Here is an 18,290-nt window from a genome sequence, read left to right as displayed (position 1 = left end):
AACTCAGACGAGTTCGCCGACGAGCTTCTCGATGCGCGAGCGGATCTCGTCGCGGATGGGACGCACCGCGTCGATCCCCTGACCGGCGGGGTCGTCGAGCTTCCAGTCCTCGTACCGCTTGCCGGGGAAGAAGGGGCAGGCGTCGCCGCACCCCATGGTGATCACCACGTCCGATGCCTGCACGGCCTCGGTCGTGAGCACCTTGGGCTGCTCGGCCGTGATGTCGATCCCGAGCTCGCCCATCGCCTCGACGGCGATCGGGTTGATCTGGTCGGCGGGCATCGACCCCGCCGAGCGCACCTCGATGCGGTCGCCGGCGATGTCGCGCAGGAACCCTGCGGCCATCTGGGAACGGCCGGCGTTGTGCACGCACACGAACAGGACGGAGGGCTTGGACGCGCTGTCTGCCATGGGAGCTCCTGAGGGTGGGTGAGGGGTGAGGGTGAGAGTGCGCGGTCAGCCTACGTGACCGCCGTCGCGAACCCGCCGGGCGGCGGGTCCGCGACGATGCTCCGCCGGATGCTGTCAGCAGCACTCCGCGACGCAGGTTCCGTCGTCGAGGATCTCGCAGCAGTCGTCCATGTCGCACCTCCATTCATCGATACTCATCGATATCTGTACGATCGTGGCGCATACATTGACGTTCGTCAATATCTTGAGCAGAATCGAAGCGTGCCCACTTCAGAGCTGATCCCGCTGCACGACCTCCGCTCCTGCTGCGCGCCGCTCACGCGAGCTCCGATCTCGATCGAGAACGCCGAGTCGCTGGCATCCTCACTCAAAGCACTCGCCGACCCGGCCCGGCTCCGGCTGCTCTCGATGATCTCGGCGCACGCCGATGGCGAGGCGTGCGTCTGCGACCTGACCGAGCCTCTCGGCCTCAGCCAGCCGACGGTCTCACACCATCTGCGGGTGCTCGTCTCGGCAGGATTCCTCGAGCGCGAGAAGCGCGGCACATGGGCGTACTTCCGCATCGCAGACGGAGCCATCGCGGCCATCTCCGAGCTGCTCGGTCGCTGATCCCGCCGTCTTCCTCCCGCAGAGGCTGACGCAGTGCCAGGATGAGGGCATGACCGACACCACGTCGCCCTCGCTCGTCGAGCGAGCGGGCATCGAGATCATCCCCGAGTCGCAGCGCACCGCCAGGCCCCGCGACCTGTTCTGGCCCTGGTTCGCCGCGAACGTATCGGTCTTCGGCATGTCGTACGGCTCGTTCGTGCTCGACTTCGGCATCTCGTTCTACCAGGCGACGGTCGTGTCGATCATCGGCATCGTCGTGTCGTTCCTGCTCTGCGGCCTGATCGCGATCGCCGGCAAGCGGGCATCGACGCCGACCATGGTGCTCTCACGCGCCGCATTCGGCGTGCACGGGCAGAAGGTGCCCGGCATCGTGTCGTGGCTGACCTCGATCGGATGGGAGACGTTCCTCGCGATCATGGCCGTGCTCGCGACGGCCACCGTCATCACGCGGCTCGGCGGCGACGGAGACAGCGTCACGCTCAAGATCATCGCGACGGTGATCGTGGCGGCCCTCATCGTGACCGCCTCGGTGCTCGGCTACCACACCATCATGAAGCTGCAGTCGGTGCTCACCTGGGTCACCGGAGTCGTCACGATCGTCTACATCATCCTCGCCGCCCCGAGCATCGACCTCGCGGCCGTGCTCGCGCAGCCGAAGGGCAGCGCCGGGCAGGTCATCGGCGCGCTCGTGATGGTCATGACCGGATTCGGGCTGGGCTGGATCAACATCGCCGCCGACTGGTCGCGGTACCAGAAGCGCACGGCATCCGACGGCGCGATCGTCTTCTGGAACACGTTCGGCGGCGCCATCGCCCCCGTCATCCTCGTCGTGTTCGGCGTGCTTCTCGCCGGCTCCGACCCCGACCTGAGGGCCGCCGTCGCCGCCGACCCGATCGGAGCCCTCGCCTCGATCCTGCCCCTGTGGGTTCTCGTGCCGTTCCTGCTCACCGCGGTGCTCGCCCTCGTCTCCGGAGCCGTGCTCGGCATCTACTCCTCGGGCCTCACACTGCTCAGCCTCGGCATCCGCATCCCGCGGCCCGCTGCCGCGGGAATCGACGGCCTGATCCTCACCGTCGTGACGATCCTCGTCGTGTTCGGCGACCAGGGCTTCCTCGGCCCGTTCCAGTCGTTCCTCATCACGCTCGGCGTGCCGCTCGCCTCGTGGGCCGGCATCCTCATCGCCGACATCCTGCGCCGGCGTCGCGACTACGACGAGGCCGCCCTGTTCGACCCGAACGGCCGCTACGGCGCCTGGGACTGGATCTCGATCGGCACCATGGTGGTCGCCTCGATCATCGGCTGGGGCTTCGTCATCAACCTGTTCGCTGAAGACGCCGCCTGGAACAACTGGCAGGGGTACCTGCTGCCGCTCATCGGCGGCAAGGACGGCGAGTGGGCGTACGCGAACCTCGGCGTCTTCCTCGCCCTGGTGCTGTCGTTCGCCATCACCTGGTTCGCCCGGGCGGGGCGGATCCGCCGCCAGGAATCGCACGCGTGAACCACGCAGATGGATGGCTGGTCGTCATCGACCCGCAGAACATCTTCGCCTCGCCCGATTCGGCGTGGGGCTCGCCGTTCTTCGATGAGGCGATGCACGGCATCCGGCGTCTCGCCGACCGCTTCGGCGAGCGCGTGCTGGTCACGAGATGGATGCCGACGGCAGACCGCTCGACGTCGTGGGGCGAGTACTTCGCCGCCTGGCCGTTCGCCGACCAGCCGCCGACGGATGCCCTCTTCGACCTCGTTCCCGACGCGACCGCGCTGTCGCCGCATCCGACCCTCGACCTGCCGACGTTCGGCAAGTGGGGCGGCGAGATCGAGGCGATCGTCGGCCGGGGCGCGCACGTCGTGCTCGCCGGCGTCTCGACCGACTGCTGCGTGCTGTCGACCGCGCTGGCGGGGGCGGATGCCGGGGCGCGGATCACCGTCGCGACCGACGCCTGCGCGGGGTCGAGCGCCGAGAACCACGCGGCCGCACTGCACGTGATGGGCCTCTACCCGCCGCAGATCACCCTGCAGACGACGGACGAGATCCTGGGCTGAAGCGCCGCCCCTTCGACGAGGTCACCGCATCGCGCCGAGTGCACCACGTGTCGGCGCCGACGACCGGTGCACTCGACGACAGGTGGTGCATTCGGCACCGACGAGGCCGCGTCACGGCTCCCAGGTGTGCACCGGCTCGCCGGAGTGCATCCGCTCGAGGTACTCGCCGAGCATCCCGTGCAGAGCCTGCGAGCGCGACTCCCCCGCCGCCTCGCGAGCGGCGACGTGCGCCCGCTGCCAGGTGGCGCCGTTGCGCCCGGTCAGGCAGCGCTGCTCGATGATGCCCAGGTAGCGGTCGCGCACCTCGGAGGTCGCGCCATAGGCATCCAGCCCCTCGGCGGCCAGCGGCAGCAGCCGCCGCAGCACCAGCTCGCGCGGCCCGACCCAGCCGACCCCGGGCCAGTACAGCCGAGACTCGATGCCGTCGCGGGCGGCGGAGTGCAGGTTCTCCTCCGCGGCGTCGAAGGTCATCTGCGTCCACAGCGGGCGGTCGGCCTCGGCGAGAGAGCGGACGAGGCCGTAGTAGAACGCGGCGTCGGCCAGCACGTCGGCGATGCTCGGCCCCGCGGGCAGCACCCGGTTCTCGAGGCGCAGGTGGTAGCCGCCGTCCTGCGTGTCGTAGATCGGCCGGTTCCAGCGGTAGACCGTGCCGTTGTGCATCCGCAGCTCCGACAGCGTCGGGATGCCGCCTCGGGCCAGCACCTCGAACGGATCCTCATCGCTCGAGACCGGCAGCAGGGCCGGGAAGTACCGCGAGTTCTCTTCGAACAGGTCGAAGATCGAGGTGACCCACCGTTCGCCGAACCACACCCGGGGGCGCACGCCCTGGTTCTTGAGCTCCTGCGAGCGCGTGTCCGTAGCCTGCTCGAACATCGGGATGCGGGTCTCGTGCCACAGCGCACGGCCCGCGAAGAACGGCGAGTTCGCGGCGAGCGCGACCTGCACGCCGGCGATCGCCTGCGCCGAGTTCCAGTACGACGCGAACTCCTCCGGAGGCACCTGCAGGTGCAGCTGCACCGACGTGCAGGCCGCCTCGGGCAGGATCGTGTCGCACACGATGTCGAGTGTCTCGCGGCGGCCGCCGTCGCTCAGCGCGTGACCGTCGAGGCGCAGCTCGATGTCTTCGCCGCGGGCGGCGAGCACCTGCTGGCCGAGCAGGCTGTAGCGGGGGTCCTTCGAGAGCCACTCCTCGGTGAAGTGGTGCTCGTCGAGGGTCGGAAGCATGCCGATCATCGCCAGCCCGCAGCCCACGTCGTGCGCGCGGTCGTCGGCGGCGTTGAGCGCGGCCCGCAGCACCTTCTCGAGCTCGTGGATGTTGCCCGTGGTGATGGGCCGGGGCGCGACGTTGATCTCGACGTTGAACTGCCCGAGCTCGGTCTGGAATGCGGGGCTCGCGATCGCCTCGAGCACCTTCTCGTTCGACATGGCCGGCTCGAACCTGTCGTTGACGAGGTTCAGCTCGATCTCGAGGCCGAGCTGCGGCTCGGACACGTCGAACTGCCCGTTGGCGAGCATCGACGCGAGGGCGTCGAGGCACCTGCGCACCTTGCTGCGGAACAGGGTGCGGTCCTGCCGCGAGAAGCTCTGAACGGCGACACTGTCTCCCATGCGCAGAACGTACCCGAGGTGCAGATCCCGCGTCCACCCGCTTGCAATTTCATGATTGTGACGACCGACACGATAGTGATACATTCTCAGGCATGGCCACCGGCGACAACGAACGCATCCTCGAAGAAGGCATCGTCACCGATCTGAAGGACCGGATGACGTACGGCTCGTACCTCGATCTCGACCGGCTGCTCAGCTCCCAGCATCCGGTGTCCCGGCCCGAGCACCACGATGAGATGCTGTTCATCATCCAGCACCAGACCACCGAGCTGTGGCTCAAGCTCGTGCAGCACGAGCTCGGCACGGCGCGCGACCGTCTCGCCGACGACGACCTGCGCTCCGCGCTCAAGCACATCGCCCGGGTCAAGCACATCCAGGAGGTGCTGACCCAGCAGTGGTCGGTGCTCGCCACCCTCACCCCGACCGAGTACGCGGAGTTCCGCGGCGCCCTCGGCAGCTCGTCCGGCTTCCAGTCGGTGCAGTACCGTGCGGTCGAGTTCGCCCTCGGCAACAAGAACGAGCGCATGCTCGGCGTCTTCCGCGATCACCCCGAGAGCCTCGCGATGCTCACCGCCGAGTGGGAGCGCCCCACCCTGTACGACGAGTTCCTGCGCTACGCGTCGCGCCGCGGGCTGCCGATCCCCGCCGCGGTGCTCGAGCGCGACGTGCGCCAGCCGTACCGTGAGCACCCCGAGCTCGTCGACGCGATCCGCGAGATCTACGAGAACCCGCGCGAGCACTGGGACCTCTACGAGGCGTGCGAAGAGCTCGTCGACGTCGAGGACAACTTCCAGTTCTGGCGCTTCCGGCACCTGCGCACCGTCACCCGCACGATCGGCATGAAGGTCGGCACCGGCGGCTCGAGCGGCGTGAGCTTCCTGCAGCGCGCGCTCGACCTCACCTTCTTCCCCGAGCTCTACAGCGTGCGCACCGAGATCGGCCGCTGAATGCGGCTGGTCACCTTCTTCGACGGCGAGGGCATGCGCGAGGGCACCCTCACGCTGCGCGACGGCGCGCCCGTGCTCACCGGCGGGCCCGCTTCGGCTCCGCGGCTGGAGGGCGTCGTGACCGGCCTGTTCACCGACCACCACGTGCACCTGCAGCTCGTCGATCACACGCTGCTGGCGGCGTCGCGGCTCGGCCGCGTGGTCGATCTGGGCGCCGACCCTGATTGGATCGCCGAGCTGTCTCGCGATCCGGGTGTTCACAACTCAGGAGACTTCGGCCCGCAGGGCCCCGAGACCCCCGGCACGGCCGGTGGAGCGGCAGGTCCTCCTGAGCTGCGTCCACCCATCGTCGAGTACGCAGGCCCGTTCCTCACGGCCCCCGGCGGATATCCGTCCGACAGGGCCTGGGCCCCGGCGGGTTCGGTGCGGGAGATCCCGGATCCCGCGCACGCGGCCCGCGCGGTCGACGAGCTCTTTGCCGCAGGTGCCGCCCTGATCAAGGTCGTCGCGCACAGCGAGGCAGGCCCGGTGCTCGACGACGAGAGCTTCCGTGCCGTCGTGCATCAGGCAGCCGTGCGCCGCCTGCCGGTCGTCGCGCACGCCGAGGGCGCGGGTCAGGCGCAGCGCGCGGTGCGGCTCGGCGCGACCCGGCTCGCGCACGCCCCCTTCAGCGAACGGCTGAGCGACCCCGAGATCGCCGCCCAGGCGGCATCGGCCTCATGGATATCGACCATGGCCGTCCACGAGGGCACCGCGCTCGCGATCGTCACCGACAACGTGCGGCGCTTCGCCGCGGCGGGCGGCGAGCTGCTCTACGGCACCGACATGGGCAACGGCCCGACCCCGGTCGACCTGCGCGAGACCGAGGTCGACGCCCTGCGCGACGCCGGCATCGACGGCGTCGACCTGCTGGCGTGCCTCTCTCCCGCCGACCCCTTCGACGGCGGACCCCTGCTTCTGCTTCCCGACGGCAACCCGAACCGGGCACGCCGTCTCACCATCGACGAGATCACGGAGCCGTGACATGACCGACATCACCGCCGAGCTGCTCGCTGAGGCCCGCAAGCTCGACCAGGCCGACCCGCTCGCCCATCACCTCGCCGCGTTCGCCGACGCCCCCGGCGTCACCGCCTACCTCGACGGCAACTCGCTCGGTCGCCCGCTGCGCGATCTGCCCGAGAAGGCCGCGGCGTTCATCCGCGATGACTGGGGCACGCGTCTCATCCGCTCGTGGGACGAGCAGTGGATGGAGCTGCCCATGCGGCTCGGCGACCGCATCGGCGCGATCACCCTCGGCGCCGCCGCCGGCCAGACGGTGGTCGCCGACTCGACGAGCGTGATGCTCTACAAGCTCATGCGCGCCGCCGTCGCCGCACGCCCGGGCCGCGACGAGATCGTGATCGAGGCCGGCAACTTCCCGACCGACCGCTTCATCGCGGCCGGCGTCGCGCACGAGACCGGTGCGACGCTGCGCTGGGTCGAGCCCGACCCGATCACCGGCATCACCGCAGAGCAGGTCGCAGAGGTCGTGTCCGAGCGCACCGCGCTCGTGGTGCTCAGTCACGTCGACTACCACTCGGGCTCTCTCGCCGCCATGCCCGAGATCACCGCGGTGGTCAAGGACGCCGGCGCCCTCATGCTCTGGGATCTCTGCCACTCGGCGGGCGTCGTGCCGATGCAGCTCGACGACTGGGGCGTCGACATGGCCGTCGGCTGCACCTACAAGTACCTGAACGGCGGCCCCGGCTCGCCCGCCTTCGGCTACCTGCGCACCGAGCACCACGGCACCGTCACCCAGCCGATCCACGGCTGGTGGGGCGCGGCCGACATCTTCGCGATGGGACCCGAGTACGCTCCGGTCGGCGGCATCCGGCAGCTGCTCAGCGGCACCCCGCCGGTGCTGTCGATGCTCGCGATGCAGGGCATGCTCGACCTGATCGAGGCCGAGGGCGTCACCGCCGTGCGGGCGAAGTCGATCACGCTCACCGAGTTCGCCATCCGGGCATACGACGCGCTGCTGGCCCCGCTCGGCGTGCGGCTGCTCTCGCCCCGCGAGGCATCTCGCCGCGGGGGTCACGTGACGATCGGGCACGACTCATTCCAGGAGGTCACGAAGCAGCTGTGGACCGACGGGGTCATTCCCGACTTCCGGTTCCCCGACGGAATCCGCCTCGGACTGTCGCCCCTGAGCACCTCGCACGAGGAGACCCTGCGCGGCGTCATCGCCGTGCGCGACGCGCTGCAGCCATGACGCCTCCGTCGCCCCCCGCCGCCGCCGAGGTGGTGCTCGACGACATCGAGGCGCGACCGGGCAGCACCACGTCGCTGCTGCGCACGCTGATCGGGCTGTACCTGCGTCCCCTCGGCGGGCGCATCCCGTCGGCGGCTCTCGTGCGCCTGGCCGGCGATCTCGGCATCCCCGCTGCGCGCGCCCGCACCGCGATCACCCGGCTCAAGCAGCACGGGCTGCTGCTGGCGACGGCGGATGCCGGGTACGAGCTCAACCCGGCGGCGCTGCCGATGCTCGAACGCGGCGACCGCCGCATCTTCGCGGTGCGCACGATGGCAGCGGGAGACGAGTGGATGCTCGTGTCGGCCACCATCCCCGAGACGCGCCGCGACCTGCGGCACCAGGTGCGCCGCCGCCTGCAGTTCCTCGGCGCAGGTGCGGTGACGGCCGGACTGTGGATCCTGCCTGCGCACCTGGCCGAGGAGGTCGACCAGCTGCTCGCCGAGCTGGATGCCAGGGCGTACGCGACCCTGTTCCGCACGAGCGACCCGATGCCCGCCGAGCCGCTCGCGGATGCGGCCGCGCGGTGGTGGGACCTGAGCGCCCTGCGCGCGGAGCACGAGCGGTTCCTCGCATCCGTCGCCGACCTCGACCCCGGCCGACCCTTCGCCGCCTACGTCCGCCTCATCGACAGCTGGCGCGTGCTGCCGTACATCGACCCCGGGCTTCCGGCATCGCTGCTGCCCGCCGGCTGGCCGGGCGCACGCAGCGTGCACGAGTTCGAGCGGCTGTCGGCCGCTCTGGGGCCCGAGGCGCAGGAGCACGTGCTCGGCGTCGCCGGTCGAAGCTGACAGGATCGAAGCATGAAGAACTCCGTCAAGGCCGTCATCATCACCGGCGGCCTGGTCATGCTGCTGCTGATCGGGCTTCTCGTGTGGGCGGTCGCGCAGCGCGCCGAGTCCGAGAACGACCCGAAGCCGCAGGTGCTGCGCGAGGAGTCGCACGTGCTCGACGACGGCGGACCCGACGCGGTGACCGTCGTGGAGTTCCTCGACTTCGAGTGCGAGGCCTGCGGCGCGTTCTACTCCGTCGTCGAAGAGCTGCGCCAGAAATACGACGGGCAGATCACCTACGCCGTGCGCTACTTCCCGCTGCCCGGCCACGTGAACTCGATGAACGCCGCACTCGCCGCCGAGGCCGCAGCACAGCAGGGGGAATTCGAGGCGATGTACCAGCGGCTGTTCGAGACGCAGACCCAGTGGGGCGAGGCCGCCGAGCCCGACCCGGCGGTCTTCCGCGCTCTGGCAGACGAGATCGGCCTCGACATGGCCGCCTACGACAAGGCCGTGAAAGACCCCGCAACCGCCGAGCGCGTGCGCCGCGACAGGTCGGAGGGCACCTTCCTGGGTGTCGAGGGCACGCCCACCTTCTTCGTCGACGGGCAGATGCTCACGCTCGAGAAGTGGGGCGACCTCGAGAAGGCGATCATCGAGGCGCAGTCGCGCTGACGGAAGGGGCGCGAGCCCCCTCCGCCGGCGGACCTCAGCCCAGTTCGCGCACGAACGCGTCGACGTGCTCGCGCAGGCGCAGCATCCGCAGCTCGCGGGCGAGCTCGCGGTCGTACCCCTCGTAGGCGAGCGCGGGCAGCCGGCGCACGCTGGCCGAGCAGCCGAAGTTCTCGCAGATCAGCGTGCCGATGGTGTCGCCGTTGCGGCCGGCCGCACCGGCCTTGCGCGCCGAGAAGAACTGCACGTCGTTGCGCAGCGTGACGTCATCGCACCACGAGCACTGCGCGCGCCGGCGCGTGCGCTGCTCGGCGCGCTGCAGCAGCACCCCCATCGGTTCGCCGTCGACCTCGGCGACGACGTACGCCCGGCGGGGCATCTTCGGGTCGAACCACCCGAGATAGTCGAGGTGATCGAAGTCGATGCGGTCGAAGTCGGGGGGAAGGGTCAGAGACGACGCCTCCTTGCGGGAGGCATTGCGGAAGGACGCGCGGATGGCGCGCTCGTCGATGGGACGCATGAGAGAGTGCTTTCTGATCGAGGTGCCGACGAGCGTCGGCGAGGACTGCGGCATCCTTCAGATCGGATGCCGGATACCACGAGCCACCGGTGACGGGAGTTCCGCCGCCGGATCGCTCTCAGCCTCTGCCGTCGGCGCGCGACGCGCCGACGATCACCTCTCGCGCCGGGAAGGCGCACTCTGCAGACAACACGGCGTCCAGTGTACGCCGCCTCTGTTTCGCCCCGTGTCGGCGCGGCTCGACGCTTCCGCGACCCGGACGTACTCTCGGTTCATCCGATCGTGAGGAGACCCACCGTGAACACGCCGCAGACCCGCCTTTCGCCCCTCGAGGTGCGTGAGCGTGCGGCGTGCATGTGCGAGCACGGCGATGTCTGCTCCTCTTTCGCCCCTGGTCACGCTCTGCACCTCATCCAGGCGCGGATGGCGTCGGCCACCCCGCTGAGCTGGGTGGATGGCGTCGTCGAGGCTGCGGATGCGGCATCCGGGCTCATCCGCCTGCGCACGCTCGACGGTGAGCTGATCCCGATCTGGAGCGCCGGCGGAGCCGCGCTCGAAGCGCCGGCCGGAACGCCGGTCGCGCTGCACGGCGCCTACGACGTGCTGGCCGTCGGCCGCGTGCTGTACAACGTCGCGCGCTGATCGCGGCGCTGGAATCGCTCGAATGGCTGCGAACGGCGGCCGAAAGCCACCAGATGAGCGATTCGAACGGGGCCTGCGGTCAGGACGCCATCTTCGTCATCATGTCGCGCATGGCCATGCACGCGTCCATGCACGCCTTGCAGGCCTGAGCGCACATCCGGCAGACATCGCTGTGCTCGGCGTGCTGCGCGCACTCGTCCATGCACATGCGGCACATGGCGATGCAGGCGTCGAGCATCGACATCATCACGGGCGCGGTCATGCCCTGCATCCGCAGCATCGAGCGCATCATGGTGCCGCACATGTCGGCGCAGTTCATGCAGGCGACGCTGCAGTCCATCATCTGCGTGGAGCAGACCGTACAGGCCTGCTCGCAGGCCGCGCACGCATCCATGCACGCCTGCATGACCGACATGTCCATCATCTCCATGCCGGACGACTTCATCTCGGTCGCCATCGCGTCCATCATCATCGAGTCCATGACTCGCACCGCCTTCGTCTCTGGTCGCACACCGGGTCTTCGACGGGGCAGGTCGTCCCGCCTGCGGCCAGAGTACGCCTGCGCGCGCCGCACGTCGATGGCCGGGAGTAGGGTCACCCTGTGCCCACGTTCACACCCCTGCAGCGACTGGTCGTCTCGGTCGCCGTGCTGGCCTCTTTCGTCACCTTCCTCGACGGCACGGTGGTCACCGTCGCGCTTCCGGCGATCAGCCGCGAACTCGGCGGCGGCATCGCCACGCAGCAGTGGGTGGTCGACGCGTACCTGATCACGCTGAGCGCGCTGATCCTGCTGGCGGGGTCGCTGTCGGATGCCTATGGCCGCGTGCGCGTGATGCGGATCGGCCTCATCGCCTTCGGCATCGCGTCGCTCGCCGTCGCCGCCGCCCCCGATCCGCTGGTGCTGATCATCGCCCGCGCGGCGCAGGGCGCTGCGGGCGCGCTGCTCGTTCCGAGCTCGCTGGCGCTGATCACGGCGACCATGCGCGGCGAGGTGCAGTCGCGCGCCATCGGGGTGTGGACGGCGTTCACCACCGCCGCACAGCTCGTCGGCCCGCTGATGGGCGGCCTGTTCGTCGATCTGCTGACGTGGCGGTTCGTCTTCCTCATCAACGTGCTGCCGATCGCCGTGAACCTCGTGCTGCTCGGCCGGCTGCATCTGCCCGATCACGAGCGCGACGTGCGGGTCGACTGGGTCAGCGGCGTGCTCTGCGCGCTCGGACTGGGCGCGGTGGTCTTCGCGCTGATCGAGCAGGAGCGGCTCGGCTGGGCATCGCCCTGGATCTGGATGCCGGGCGCGGCCGGGCTCGTGCTGCTCGCGGTGTTCGTCTGGCGCCAGGCACGCGCGGCGCATCCGCTGCTGCCGCTGTCGATGTTCACCGTGCGCAACTTCGGCTGGGGCAACATCTCGACGCTGTTCATCTACGCGGCGCTCTCGCTGAACGGCTTCGTGATCGGCGTCTATCTGCAGCAGGGGCCTGGGCTCAGCGCCACCGCTGCTGGACTCGCGAGCCTGCCGATCACGGTGCTGATGATCCTGCTGTCGTCGCGGGCCGGTGCGTGGGCGGGGCGCCTCGGGCCGCGGCTGTTCATGACGGCGGGCCCGCTGCTGATGGCGGTCGGGGCGCTGCTGCTGCTCACCGTCGGCCGCGACTTCGACTACTGGTGGCAGGTGCTGCCGGCGATGATCGTGCTCGGCCTCGGTCTCGCGCTCACGGTCGCCCCGCTGACCTCGGCGATCCTGGGCGCGATCGACGAGCGCCGCAGCGGCATCGCCTCGGCGGTCAACAACGCCGTCTCCCGCGTGGCCGGCCTGCTGGTGGTCGCCCTCCTGTCGACCATCGTCGGCGGGACGCTCGACCTCGACGGGTTCCACAGCGCGGCGATCGTCACGGCCGCGCTGTTCGCCGCGGGCGGTGTGGTGTCGTGGATCGGCATCCGGCGCAATCCGGTCGAGCCCGCCGCGGACTGACCCGGCGACGTGGCCGCCGAGTGCACCGGTTGCCGCCAGGTGCACCGGTTGCCGCCGCGAGCGCCTGGTGCGCTCGGCGAGATGCGGTGCGCTCGGCGAGATGTGGTGCGCTCGGCGCGGCAACGGGAGGTGCGCTGACCGGGCGCCCGAGTTCTCGGTGACTGCCGCGCCGCCGGCACGAGCGCAACCCCTCGCGCCGAATGCCCGCGGCGTGATGTGCTGATCCCATGACCCGCAGGAGCAGAGCACGACAACGGCGATCGGCGAGACACCGTCGTCCGTCTTCGGCCGCGTTCCTGGCATCCGGCCTCTGCTACGCGGCCAACTGCGCGCTCGGCGCCGCCGTCGCGACCCGCCTGATCGACACCAGGCGATTCCGCTGGGTGCATCACGCGCTCTACATCGCGACCGTCTCGACGACGATCCTCGCGCTCATCGTGGGCATCCGCGGCGATCGACGTGCCGCTCTCGCACTCTCCCCCGCGCTGGTGCCCCTCGCCGTCATCCCCTACGCGGGCACGCACACCCGCCGGCATCCGCTCATCGCCCTCACCGCCGCGCCGTTCATCGTCGCCGGCGTCGTCACCTCCCGCCGATAGGAGCACCATGGAATTCCTCGACGTCGTCCGCCGACGAAAGACCACCAACGGGCCGTTCCTGCCGGACCCGGTGAGCGAAGAGCACCAGCGGCTGCTGATCGAGGCCGCGAGCCGTGCACCCTCGCAGCTGAACAGCCAGCCGTGGCGATTCGTGGTGATCGAGCAGCGCGAGACGATCGAGCGCATCGCGAAGATCTCGGGCGAGAGCATGACCGAGGTCATGTCGAACGGCACCTTCTTCGAGCGGTACAAGCCGTACTTCCGCTTCAGCCAGGCCGAGATGGAGCAGAAGCGCAGCGGGATGCTGTTCGACAAGCTGCCGGCGGTGCTGCGGCCCTTCACCAGCCAGGTGTTCACCTCGCGTGGCCAGAAGCTGATGAACTCCCTCGGCGTTCCGAAGACGCTCGGGTCGGAGAACGCGAAGCTCGTCGCGGGCTCGCCGCTGCTGCTCGGCGTGATGCTCGACCGCAGCGAGTACCGGCCTGGCGAGCTCTCGTCGTTCTACTCGGTGTTCAGCATGGGCGCGGCGATGGAGAACATCTGGCTCACCACGGTCGAGCTCGGCATGGGGATCCAGTTCATCTCGTTCCCGATGGAGGCGCCGGGCCGGTGGGACGAGATCATCGAGCTGCTGCACGTGCCCGACGATCTCGAGCTGATGGCCGTGTACCGGCTCGGCTATCTGCCCGCCGAGCAGCGGCGTCCCGCGATCGACTGGTCGAGCTCGCAGCGCAAGCTCCCCTCGCAGTTCGTGTTCCGCGAGACCTGCGAGACGCCGCAGCAGGGCTGGGACGGCTGACGGTGATGCGCGTCGGGCCGGCACCGGCGACGGATGCCCTGATCGGGCCCGTCGCCGCCCCCGACGTGCACGTGATGACCTTCAACATCCGCCGCGCCGGAGACGGGATGCTGCACCGCCGAGCCGATCGGTGGTCGTGGCGGGAGCCCGCGGTGCGTGATCTGCTGACAGCCGAGCGGCCGACTCTGCTCGGCCTGCAGGAGGCGCTGCCGAGGGTCGTGTCGAGCGTGCGCGATGCGCTCGGCGCGGGTCACCGCGTGATCGGCACCGGGCGAGGCGCCGACGGCCGCGGCGAGGGCACCCCGATCGTCTACGATCCCGCGCGCCTCGAGCTGCGCGACTGGGACCAGCGCGCGCTCTCGGATGCCCCGGATCGACCGGGTTCGACGGGCTGGGGCAACCTCATCCCGCGGATCGTCGTCTGGGCCGAGTTCGCCGAGCGGACCACGCGTGCCCGATTCCTCGCGGTGAACACGCACCTCGACCACCTGTCGCCGCGATCGCGTCTGCGCTCGGCGATCAGCATCCGCCGGCTGGTCTCGGAGCGCGGGCTGCCTGCGGTCGTGATGGGCGATCTCAACGCCGGAGCAGGCTCGCCGGCCGTGCGCGCGCTGCACGAGCACGGGGCGCTGGTCGACAGCTGGGACACGGCGATCGACAGACGCGGTGCGCGCTGGGGCACCTACCCGGGGTACCGTGCGCCGCGCATCGGCGGGCGCGTGATCGACCGGATCCTGGCGACGCCAGGCGTGCAGGTGCGGGCGGCGGCGGTGAACGCCACGGCACCCGGCGGGCGCCGGCCGTCGGATCACCTGCCCGTGCAGGCGGTCCTGCGCTTCGGAGAGGAGCCGGAATGAAGGAGGACTTCCTGCGTCCGCCTCGCACCGCGGCGGAGTGGACGGCCGATGCCCTGCGCATCATCGGCATCCTGGGTGTGGTCGCGGCCGCCCTCTGGCTGAAGCCGACCGATGCGGGCGTCGCCGCTTTCGCGCTTCCCGCGCTCATGCTGCCCCGGATGCTGGGGCTTCAGGGCTGGTTCGACACAGCCGCCTGCGCGACGGTGCTGGTCGCAGCCTGGAGCAACCTGCTCGACCTCTACGCCACGATCCCCTCGTGGGATCTGGTGGTGCATTTCGCGTGCACCGGCGTGCTGGCCGTCATCGCCGCCGAGGTGCTGACCCGTGCCGACGTGGTCGCGATCACCGCAGCCACGCGGCCACGCTCGAGGACTCCTCTGGTGCTCGTCCCCCTCATCGCGCTCGCGCTGAGCGCCGTCTGGGAGATGATCGAGTGGTTCGGCGCGGTGTTCATCAGCGATGCCATCCACGTCGGCTACCAGGACACCATCGGCGACATGATCCTCGGCGGGCTGGGCGGGGTGGCGGCCGGGATCGCCCTGTCCCGGCTCGACGTCCGCCGGCCGGCGGATCCCGACGCCGACGCACGTCGCACGGCCGGTGCGGGTGACGCCCGCCAGTGCGGCGAGAGCATCCCGCACAGATGAGCACTCCTGGGCAGGGGTATCGCGTGGCTACAATCCAGGTGGGGGGCAGAGAGGCGGTGGCATCTCCATGCCAGCAGAGGCGCTCCCCCCGGCGCCACCGGAACGGATCTTCATCGGCCGCGACGCCGAGCTCGCGCAGCTGATCGATCTGGCACGTTCCGGCCTGACGAGCGGTCTCTTCATCGTCGTGCGCGGCGAGGTGGGCATCGGCAAGAGCGCCCTCATCGATGCCGCCGTGGCTCAGGCGCCCGCGTCTCGTACGGTGCTGCGCGGAGCGGCGGATGCCATGGACCGGCGCCGCGCCTACGGCATGCTGCTCGACGCGCTCGCCCCGCTGCTCACCGAGCAGGATCGGCGGATGGCGGCAGAGCAGAACGAGCACGTCGCGGGCGAGCGGCTGCTCTCGGCCATCGACTCGTCGACCCGCGAGCCCACCGTGCTCGTCCTCGACGATCTGCACTGGGCCGACGCCGCGTCGCTGCGGCTGCTCACCCGACTGAGCCGCAGTCTCGCGCACCTCCCGCTCGCGATCGTCGCCTCGCTGCGCACCCAGGCCAGTCACGAGGTCGCGCCCGAACTCGACCACCTGCTCGGCGTGCTCGACGAGAAGGACCTGCTGCGCGCGGTCGAGCTGGCGCCCCTGCCCCAGCCGACGTGCGACGCGATCACCGAGCGTCTCACCGGCGCGAGAGTCGACGCGACCCTGCGCCGGTATGTCGCCGCGGCGGGAGGGAACCCGCTCTTCCTCACCGAGATGGTGCGCGCGCTGCTGCGCGACGGCGCGGTGACCGTCGGGCCGCACGGCGCCGTGCTGCGCCGCATCCCCGCCGATCCGTCGCCCTCGCTCGCGATGGTCATCATGCGCCATCTCAGCCATCTCGACCTGGCGACCCGTGAGCTGCTCACCACCGCGGCTCTGCTCGGAACGCGGTTCTCGGTCGCGCACCTGCGGCTGGTGGCCGACCGGCCGATGGGCGAGCTGGCTCCGCTGCTGCGGCAGGCGTACGCGGCCGGGTTCCTCGCCGAGATCGACGACGACACTCTCGGCTTCCGCCACGAGCTCATCCAGAACGTCCTCCTGCACGACGTGCCGACGGCGGTGCGCGCGCAGCTGCACCGTGACGTCGCCCTGACCCTCGACTCGGCAGGAGTGCCGGCAGCCACCGTCGCCGGTCACGTGCTGCGCGCACCGACCCTCGGCGAAGACCTTCCCTGGCTGCTCGATCTCGCGCAGCGCACCGCCGCGGCCGCTCCCGTGACCGCCGCGGAGCTCTGGGAGCGGGTCGCGTCCGAGACCGACGCGTCGGATCCCCAGCACGTCGCCGCGGTCGCCGGCCTGGCGCGGACGGCGCTGAGCGGGGGACGCGCTCGCGCCGCCGAGAAGCTGGCGGCCAGCGCGCTCGCCCATCTGCGCGGCGCCGAGTCCGGCATGCCGCTGCGCGGCATCGAGCTGCGGTCGCTGCTGCTGCAGAACCGGCACGCCGAGACGCTGCAGCAGGCGCGCGAGTACGCGGCGTCGCCGAGCCTTCCCGCCGCCGAGCGCGCGGCGCACCTCGTCTTCGGCGGCTGGCCCGCACTGCTTCTGGGCGATCCGGAGACGGCGCTCGGCCTGGCCGACGAGGGCATCGCTCTCGCCGCGCAGAGCGGGAACACGGCCGCCGAGATCACCGGATTGACGCTGCAGGGCCTGATCGTCAACGGGCGCGGCGACCTCGACGACGCCGTGCGGCTGCTCACCAGGGCTGTGGACCTCGCCGAACAGCATCCGTCGGTCGCCGCGATCGAGGCTTTCCCCCATGCCTGCCTCGCCGTCGCCCTCGCCGACGTCGAACGGCACGACGAGGCCACGGCGATGCTGGCCCGCAGCATCGAGATCTGCGAGCGGTTCGGGTTCCGCACCGGCATCCTCACCACACGAACGCTCGCGGCGCACGCACGCAGCCACAGCGGCAACCTCGCAGACATCGCCACAGAGCTCGAAGCGCACGCGGCGCTGCTCGACGCGATGGACGTGCGTCTCGACCCGCCGGTGCGGGGACTCCGCGCATGGGTCGTCGCATTGCAGCGCGGGCCGGATGCCGCGCGCGCAGCGGCCGCCGACATCGATCCGTCGCAGAGCCGCAAGGCGTGGCGCTGGCGCGGCAGCTCGTGGGTCTGGCTCGGGCACAGCCAGCTCGCCCGCGCCCGCGGCGACGCCGCCGCGACCAGGGAGACGATGTGGCGCGGCTGGGAGGATCTGCACGGCGCCGGACTGCTGATGGACTGCGCCGAGATCGCCCTCGACGTCATCGAGCTGTGGCGAGGGCAGCCGGGGCGGTGCGACGAGGTGGTCGTGGCGATGGATGCCCTCGCCGCCAGGAACCCGCGGATCACGCACCTGCAGGCGGCCGCACTGGCGGTGCGGGGCGTCGCCGAGAGCCGTGCTGATGCGCTCATCGACGCGGCGCAGCTGCTCGCCGCGACCCCTCGGCGCCTCGATCACGCTCGCGTCGCGGAGCTCGCGGCCCTCGCTCTGCCCGCCCGCGACGATCGGGCGCGCGTGCTCGCCGAGGGGTCGCTGCACTCCTACGCCGAGGTCGGCGCCGACCACGAGGCGAGGCGCGCTGCCTCATCGTTCCGACGAGCAGGCATCTCGGTGCGCGTGGCCGCGCGCGTCCGCCCGTCGTCGGGGTGGGAGGCGCTGACCCGCACCGAGGAGCGCATCGCGCGACACGTCGCCACGGGCGAGACCAACCTCGAGATCGCCCAGGAGCTGTTCATCTCGCGACGCACGGTCGAGACCCACGTGTCGAACATCCTCACCAAGCTCGGGCTGCGCTCGCGCACCGAGCTCGCCGTCCACTTCGCCCACCGTCTCGACGCTCGTGCCGCTCGGACGTCGGCCGACCAGTGAGTCCTCGGCGG

General features: G+C 70.7%; 19 protein-coding genes. 15 read left to right on the top strand and 4 right to left on the bottom strand.

The genetic code is table 11. The features are described from left to right. Positions 1 to 3: 3 nt before the first annotated feature. On the bottom strand, positions 4 to 411 hold the full coding sequence (locus tag AB0N59_RS06670; protein WP_363480517.1) for an arsenate reductase ArsC: 408 nt from the start codon (positions 409 to 411) through the stop codon (positions 4 to 6). Between the two features lie 261 nt (positions 412 to 672). Between AB0N59_RS06670 and AB0N59_RS06665 the strand changes: the two genes are divergently transcribed. From AB0N59_RS06665 to AB0N59_RS06655, 3 genes are read left to right on the top strand one after another with little or no spacing between them, the layout of a single operon-like run. After that, positions 673 to 1,020 carry a metalloregulator ArsR/SmtB family transcription factor gene (locus AB0N59_RS06665; RefSeq protein ID WP_363480514.1) on the top strand — a complete coding sequence of 116 codons (348 nt, stop codon included), beginning with the start codon at positions 673 to 675 and terminating at the stop codon, positions 1,018 to 1,020. Between the two features lie 49 nt (positions 1,021 to 1,069). Continuing rightward, positions 1,070 to 2,518: a cytosine permease gene (locus AB0N59_RS06660; RefSeq protein ID WP_363480511.1), complete on the top strand. Its 1,449-nt coding sequence runs from the start codon at positions 1,070 to 1,072 to the stop codon at positions 2,516 to 2,518. Then, positions 2,506 to 3,063: a cysteine hydrolase gene (locus tag AB0N59_RS06655; protein WP_363481238.1), complete on the top strand. Its 558-nt coding sequence runs from the start codon at positions 2,506 to 2,508 to the stop codon at positions 3,061 to 3,063. The genes AB0N59_RS06660 and AB0N59_RS06655 overlap by 13 nt, the downstream gene beginning before the upstream one ends. A 111-nt stretch (positions 3,064 to 3,174) precedes the next feature. On the opposite strand, the gene AB0N59_RS06650 is transcribed toward AB0N59_RS06655, so the two are convergent. Continuing rightward, a complete protein-coding gene (locus tag AB0N59_RS06650; protein WP_363480508.1) occupies positions 3,175 to 4,671 on the bottom strand; it encodes a glutamate-cysteine ligase family protein in 1,497 nt (498 codons plus the stop codon). A 92-nt stretch (positions 4,672 to 4,763) separates the two neighbouring features. Here AB0N59_RS06650 and kynA point away from each other — a divergent pair, with 92 nt between their 5' ends. The 5 genes from kynA to AB0N59_RS06625 are packed head-to-tail and all read left to right on the top strand — an operon-like array spanning position 4,764 to position 9,356. Continuing rightward, positions 4,764 to 5,618: a tryptophan 2,3-dioxygenase gene (kynA, locus tag AB0N59_RS06645; RefSeq protein WP_363480505.1), complete on the top strand. Its 855-nt coding sequence runs from the start codon at positions 4,764 to 4,766 to the stop codon at positions 5,616 to 5,618. Next, positions 5,619 to 6,641 carry a hydrolase gene (locus tag AB0N59_RS06640; RefSeq protein WP_363480502.1) on the top strand — a complete coding sequence of 341 codons (1,023 nt, stop codon included), beginning with the start codon at positions 5,619 to 5,621 and terminating at the stop codon, positions 6,639 to 6,641. A gap of 1 nt (position 6,642) precedes the next feature. Continuing rightward, positions 6,643 to 7,869 (top strand): aminotransferase class V-fold PLP-dependent enzyme, encoded by a 1,227-nt coding sequence (locus AB0N59_RS06635; protein WP_363480499.1) that lies wholly within the window; start codon positions 6,643 to 6,645, stop codon positions 7,867 to 7,869. Continuing rightward, the gene (locus AB0N59_RS06630; RefSeq protein WP_363480496.1) at positions 7,866 to 8,699 is read left to right on the top strand and encodes a PaaX family transcriptional regulator C-terminal domain-containing protein; all 834 of its coding nucleotides are present in this window, start codon (positions 7,866 to 7,868) and stop codon (positions 8,697 to 8,699) included. The genes AB0N59_RS06635 and AB0N59_RS06630 overlap by 4 nt, the downstream gene beginning before the upstream one ends. 12 nt (positions 8,700 to 8,711) lie before the next feature. Next, positions 8,712 to 9,356 carry a thioredoxin domain-containing protein gene (locus AB0N59_RS06625; RefSeq protein ID WP_363480493.1) on the top strand — a complete coding sequence of 215 codons (645 nt, stop codon included), beginning with the start codon at positions 8,712 to 8,714 and terminating at the stop codon, positions 9,354 to 9,356. A gap of 34 nt (positions 9,357 to 9,390) precedes the next feature. Here the strand turns inward: AB0N59_RS06625 and AB0N59_RS06620 are convergent, their stop codons facing one another. Then, on the bottom strand, positions 9,391 to 9,927 hold the full coding sequence (locus tag AB0N59_RS06620; RefSeq protein ID WP_363480490.1) for an FBP domain-containing protein: 537 nt from the start codon (positions 9,925 to 9,927) through the stop codon (positions 9,391 to 9,393). Positions 9,928 to 10,170: 243 nt separating this feature from the next. Between AB0N59_RS06620 and AB0N59_RS06615 the strand changes: the two genes are divergently transcribed. After that, positions 10,171 to 10,515, top strand: a complete 345-nt coding sequence (locus AB0N59_RS06615; protein WP_363480487.1) for a hypothetical protein — start codon at positions 10,171 to 10,173, stop codon at positions 10,513 to 10,515. A gap of 79 nt (positions 10,516 to 10,594) precedes the next feature. Here the strand turns inward: AB0N59_RS06615 and AB0N59_RS06610 are convergent, their stop codons facing one another. Then, complete coding sequence (locus AB0N59_RS06610) at positions 10,595 to 10,996, bottom strand: hypothetical protein (protein ID WP_363480484.1); 402 nt, start codon at positions 10,994 to 10,996, stop codon at positions 10,595 to 10,597. Positions 10,997 to 11,116: 120 nt separating this feature from the next. On the opposite strand from AB0N59_RS06610, the gene AB0N59_RS06605 reads away from it, so the two are divergent. The 6 genes from AB0N59_RS06605 to AB0N59_RS06580 all read left to right on the top strand — a co-directional run bounded on the left by AB0N59_RS06605 (position 11,117) and on the right by AB0N59_RS06580 (position 18,279). Then, positions 11,117 to 12,484 carry an MFS transporter gene (locus AB0N59_RS06605; protein ID WP_363480481.1) on the top strand — a complete coding sequence of 456 codons (1,368 nt, stop codon included), beginning with the start codon at positions 11,117 to 11,119 and terminating at the stop codon, positions 12,482 to 12,484. 227 nt (positions 12,485 to 12,711) lie between these two features. Continuing rightward, a complete protein-coding gene (locus AB0N59_RS06600) occupies positions 12,712 to 13,083 on the top strand; it encodes a hypothetical protein (protein ID WP_363480478.1) in 372 nt (123 codons plus the stop codon). A 7-nt stretch (positions 13,084 to 13,090) separates the two neighbouring features. Then, the gene (locus AB0N59_RS06595) at positions 13,091 to 13,882 is read left to right on the top strand and encodes a nitroreductase family protein (RefSeq protein ID WP_204974533.1); all 792 of its coding nucleotides are present in this window, start codon (positions 13,091 to 13,093) and stop codon (positions 13,880 to 13,882) included. A gap of 5 nt (positions 13,883 to 13,887) precedes the next feature. After that, a complete protein-coding gene (locus tag AB0N59_RS06590; RefSeq protein ID WP_363480474.1) occupies positions 13,888 to 14,739 on the top strand; it encodes an endonuclease/exonuclease/phosphatase family protein in 852 nt (283 codons plus the stop codon). Continuing rightward, a complete protein-coding gene (locus tag AB0N59_RS06585) occupies positions 14,736 to 15,386 on the top strand; it encodes a DUF2238 domain-containing protein (RefSeq protein WP_363480471.1) in 651 nt (216 codons plus the stop codon). The genes AB0N59_RS06590 and AB0N59_RS06585 overlap by 4 nt, the downstream gene beginning before the upstream one ends. 67 nt (positions 15,387 to 15,453) lie before the next feature. Then, positions 15,454 to 18,279, top strand: coding sequence for an AAA family ATPase (locus AB0N59_RS06580; protein ID WP_363480468.1), 2,826 nt, complete (start codon positions 15,454 to 15,456; stop codon positions 18,277 to 18,279). Positions 18,280 to 18,290 lie beyond the last annotated feature (11 nt).

This window comes from Microbacterium sp. NPDC089321 (assembly GCF_040684935.1).
GTDB lineage: Bacteria > Actinomycetota > Actinomycetes > Actinomycetales > Microbacteriaceae > Microbacterium.
This window is presented reverse-complemented; position numbering and strand designations above follow the sequence as displayed.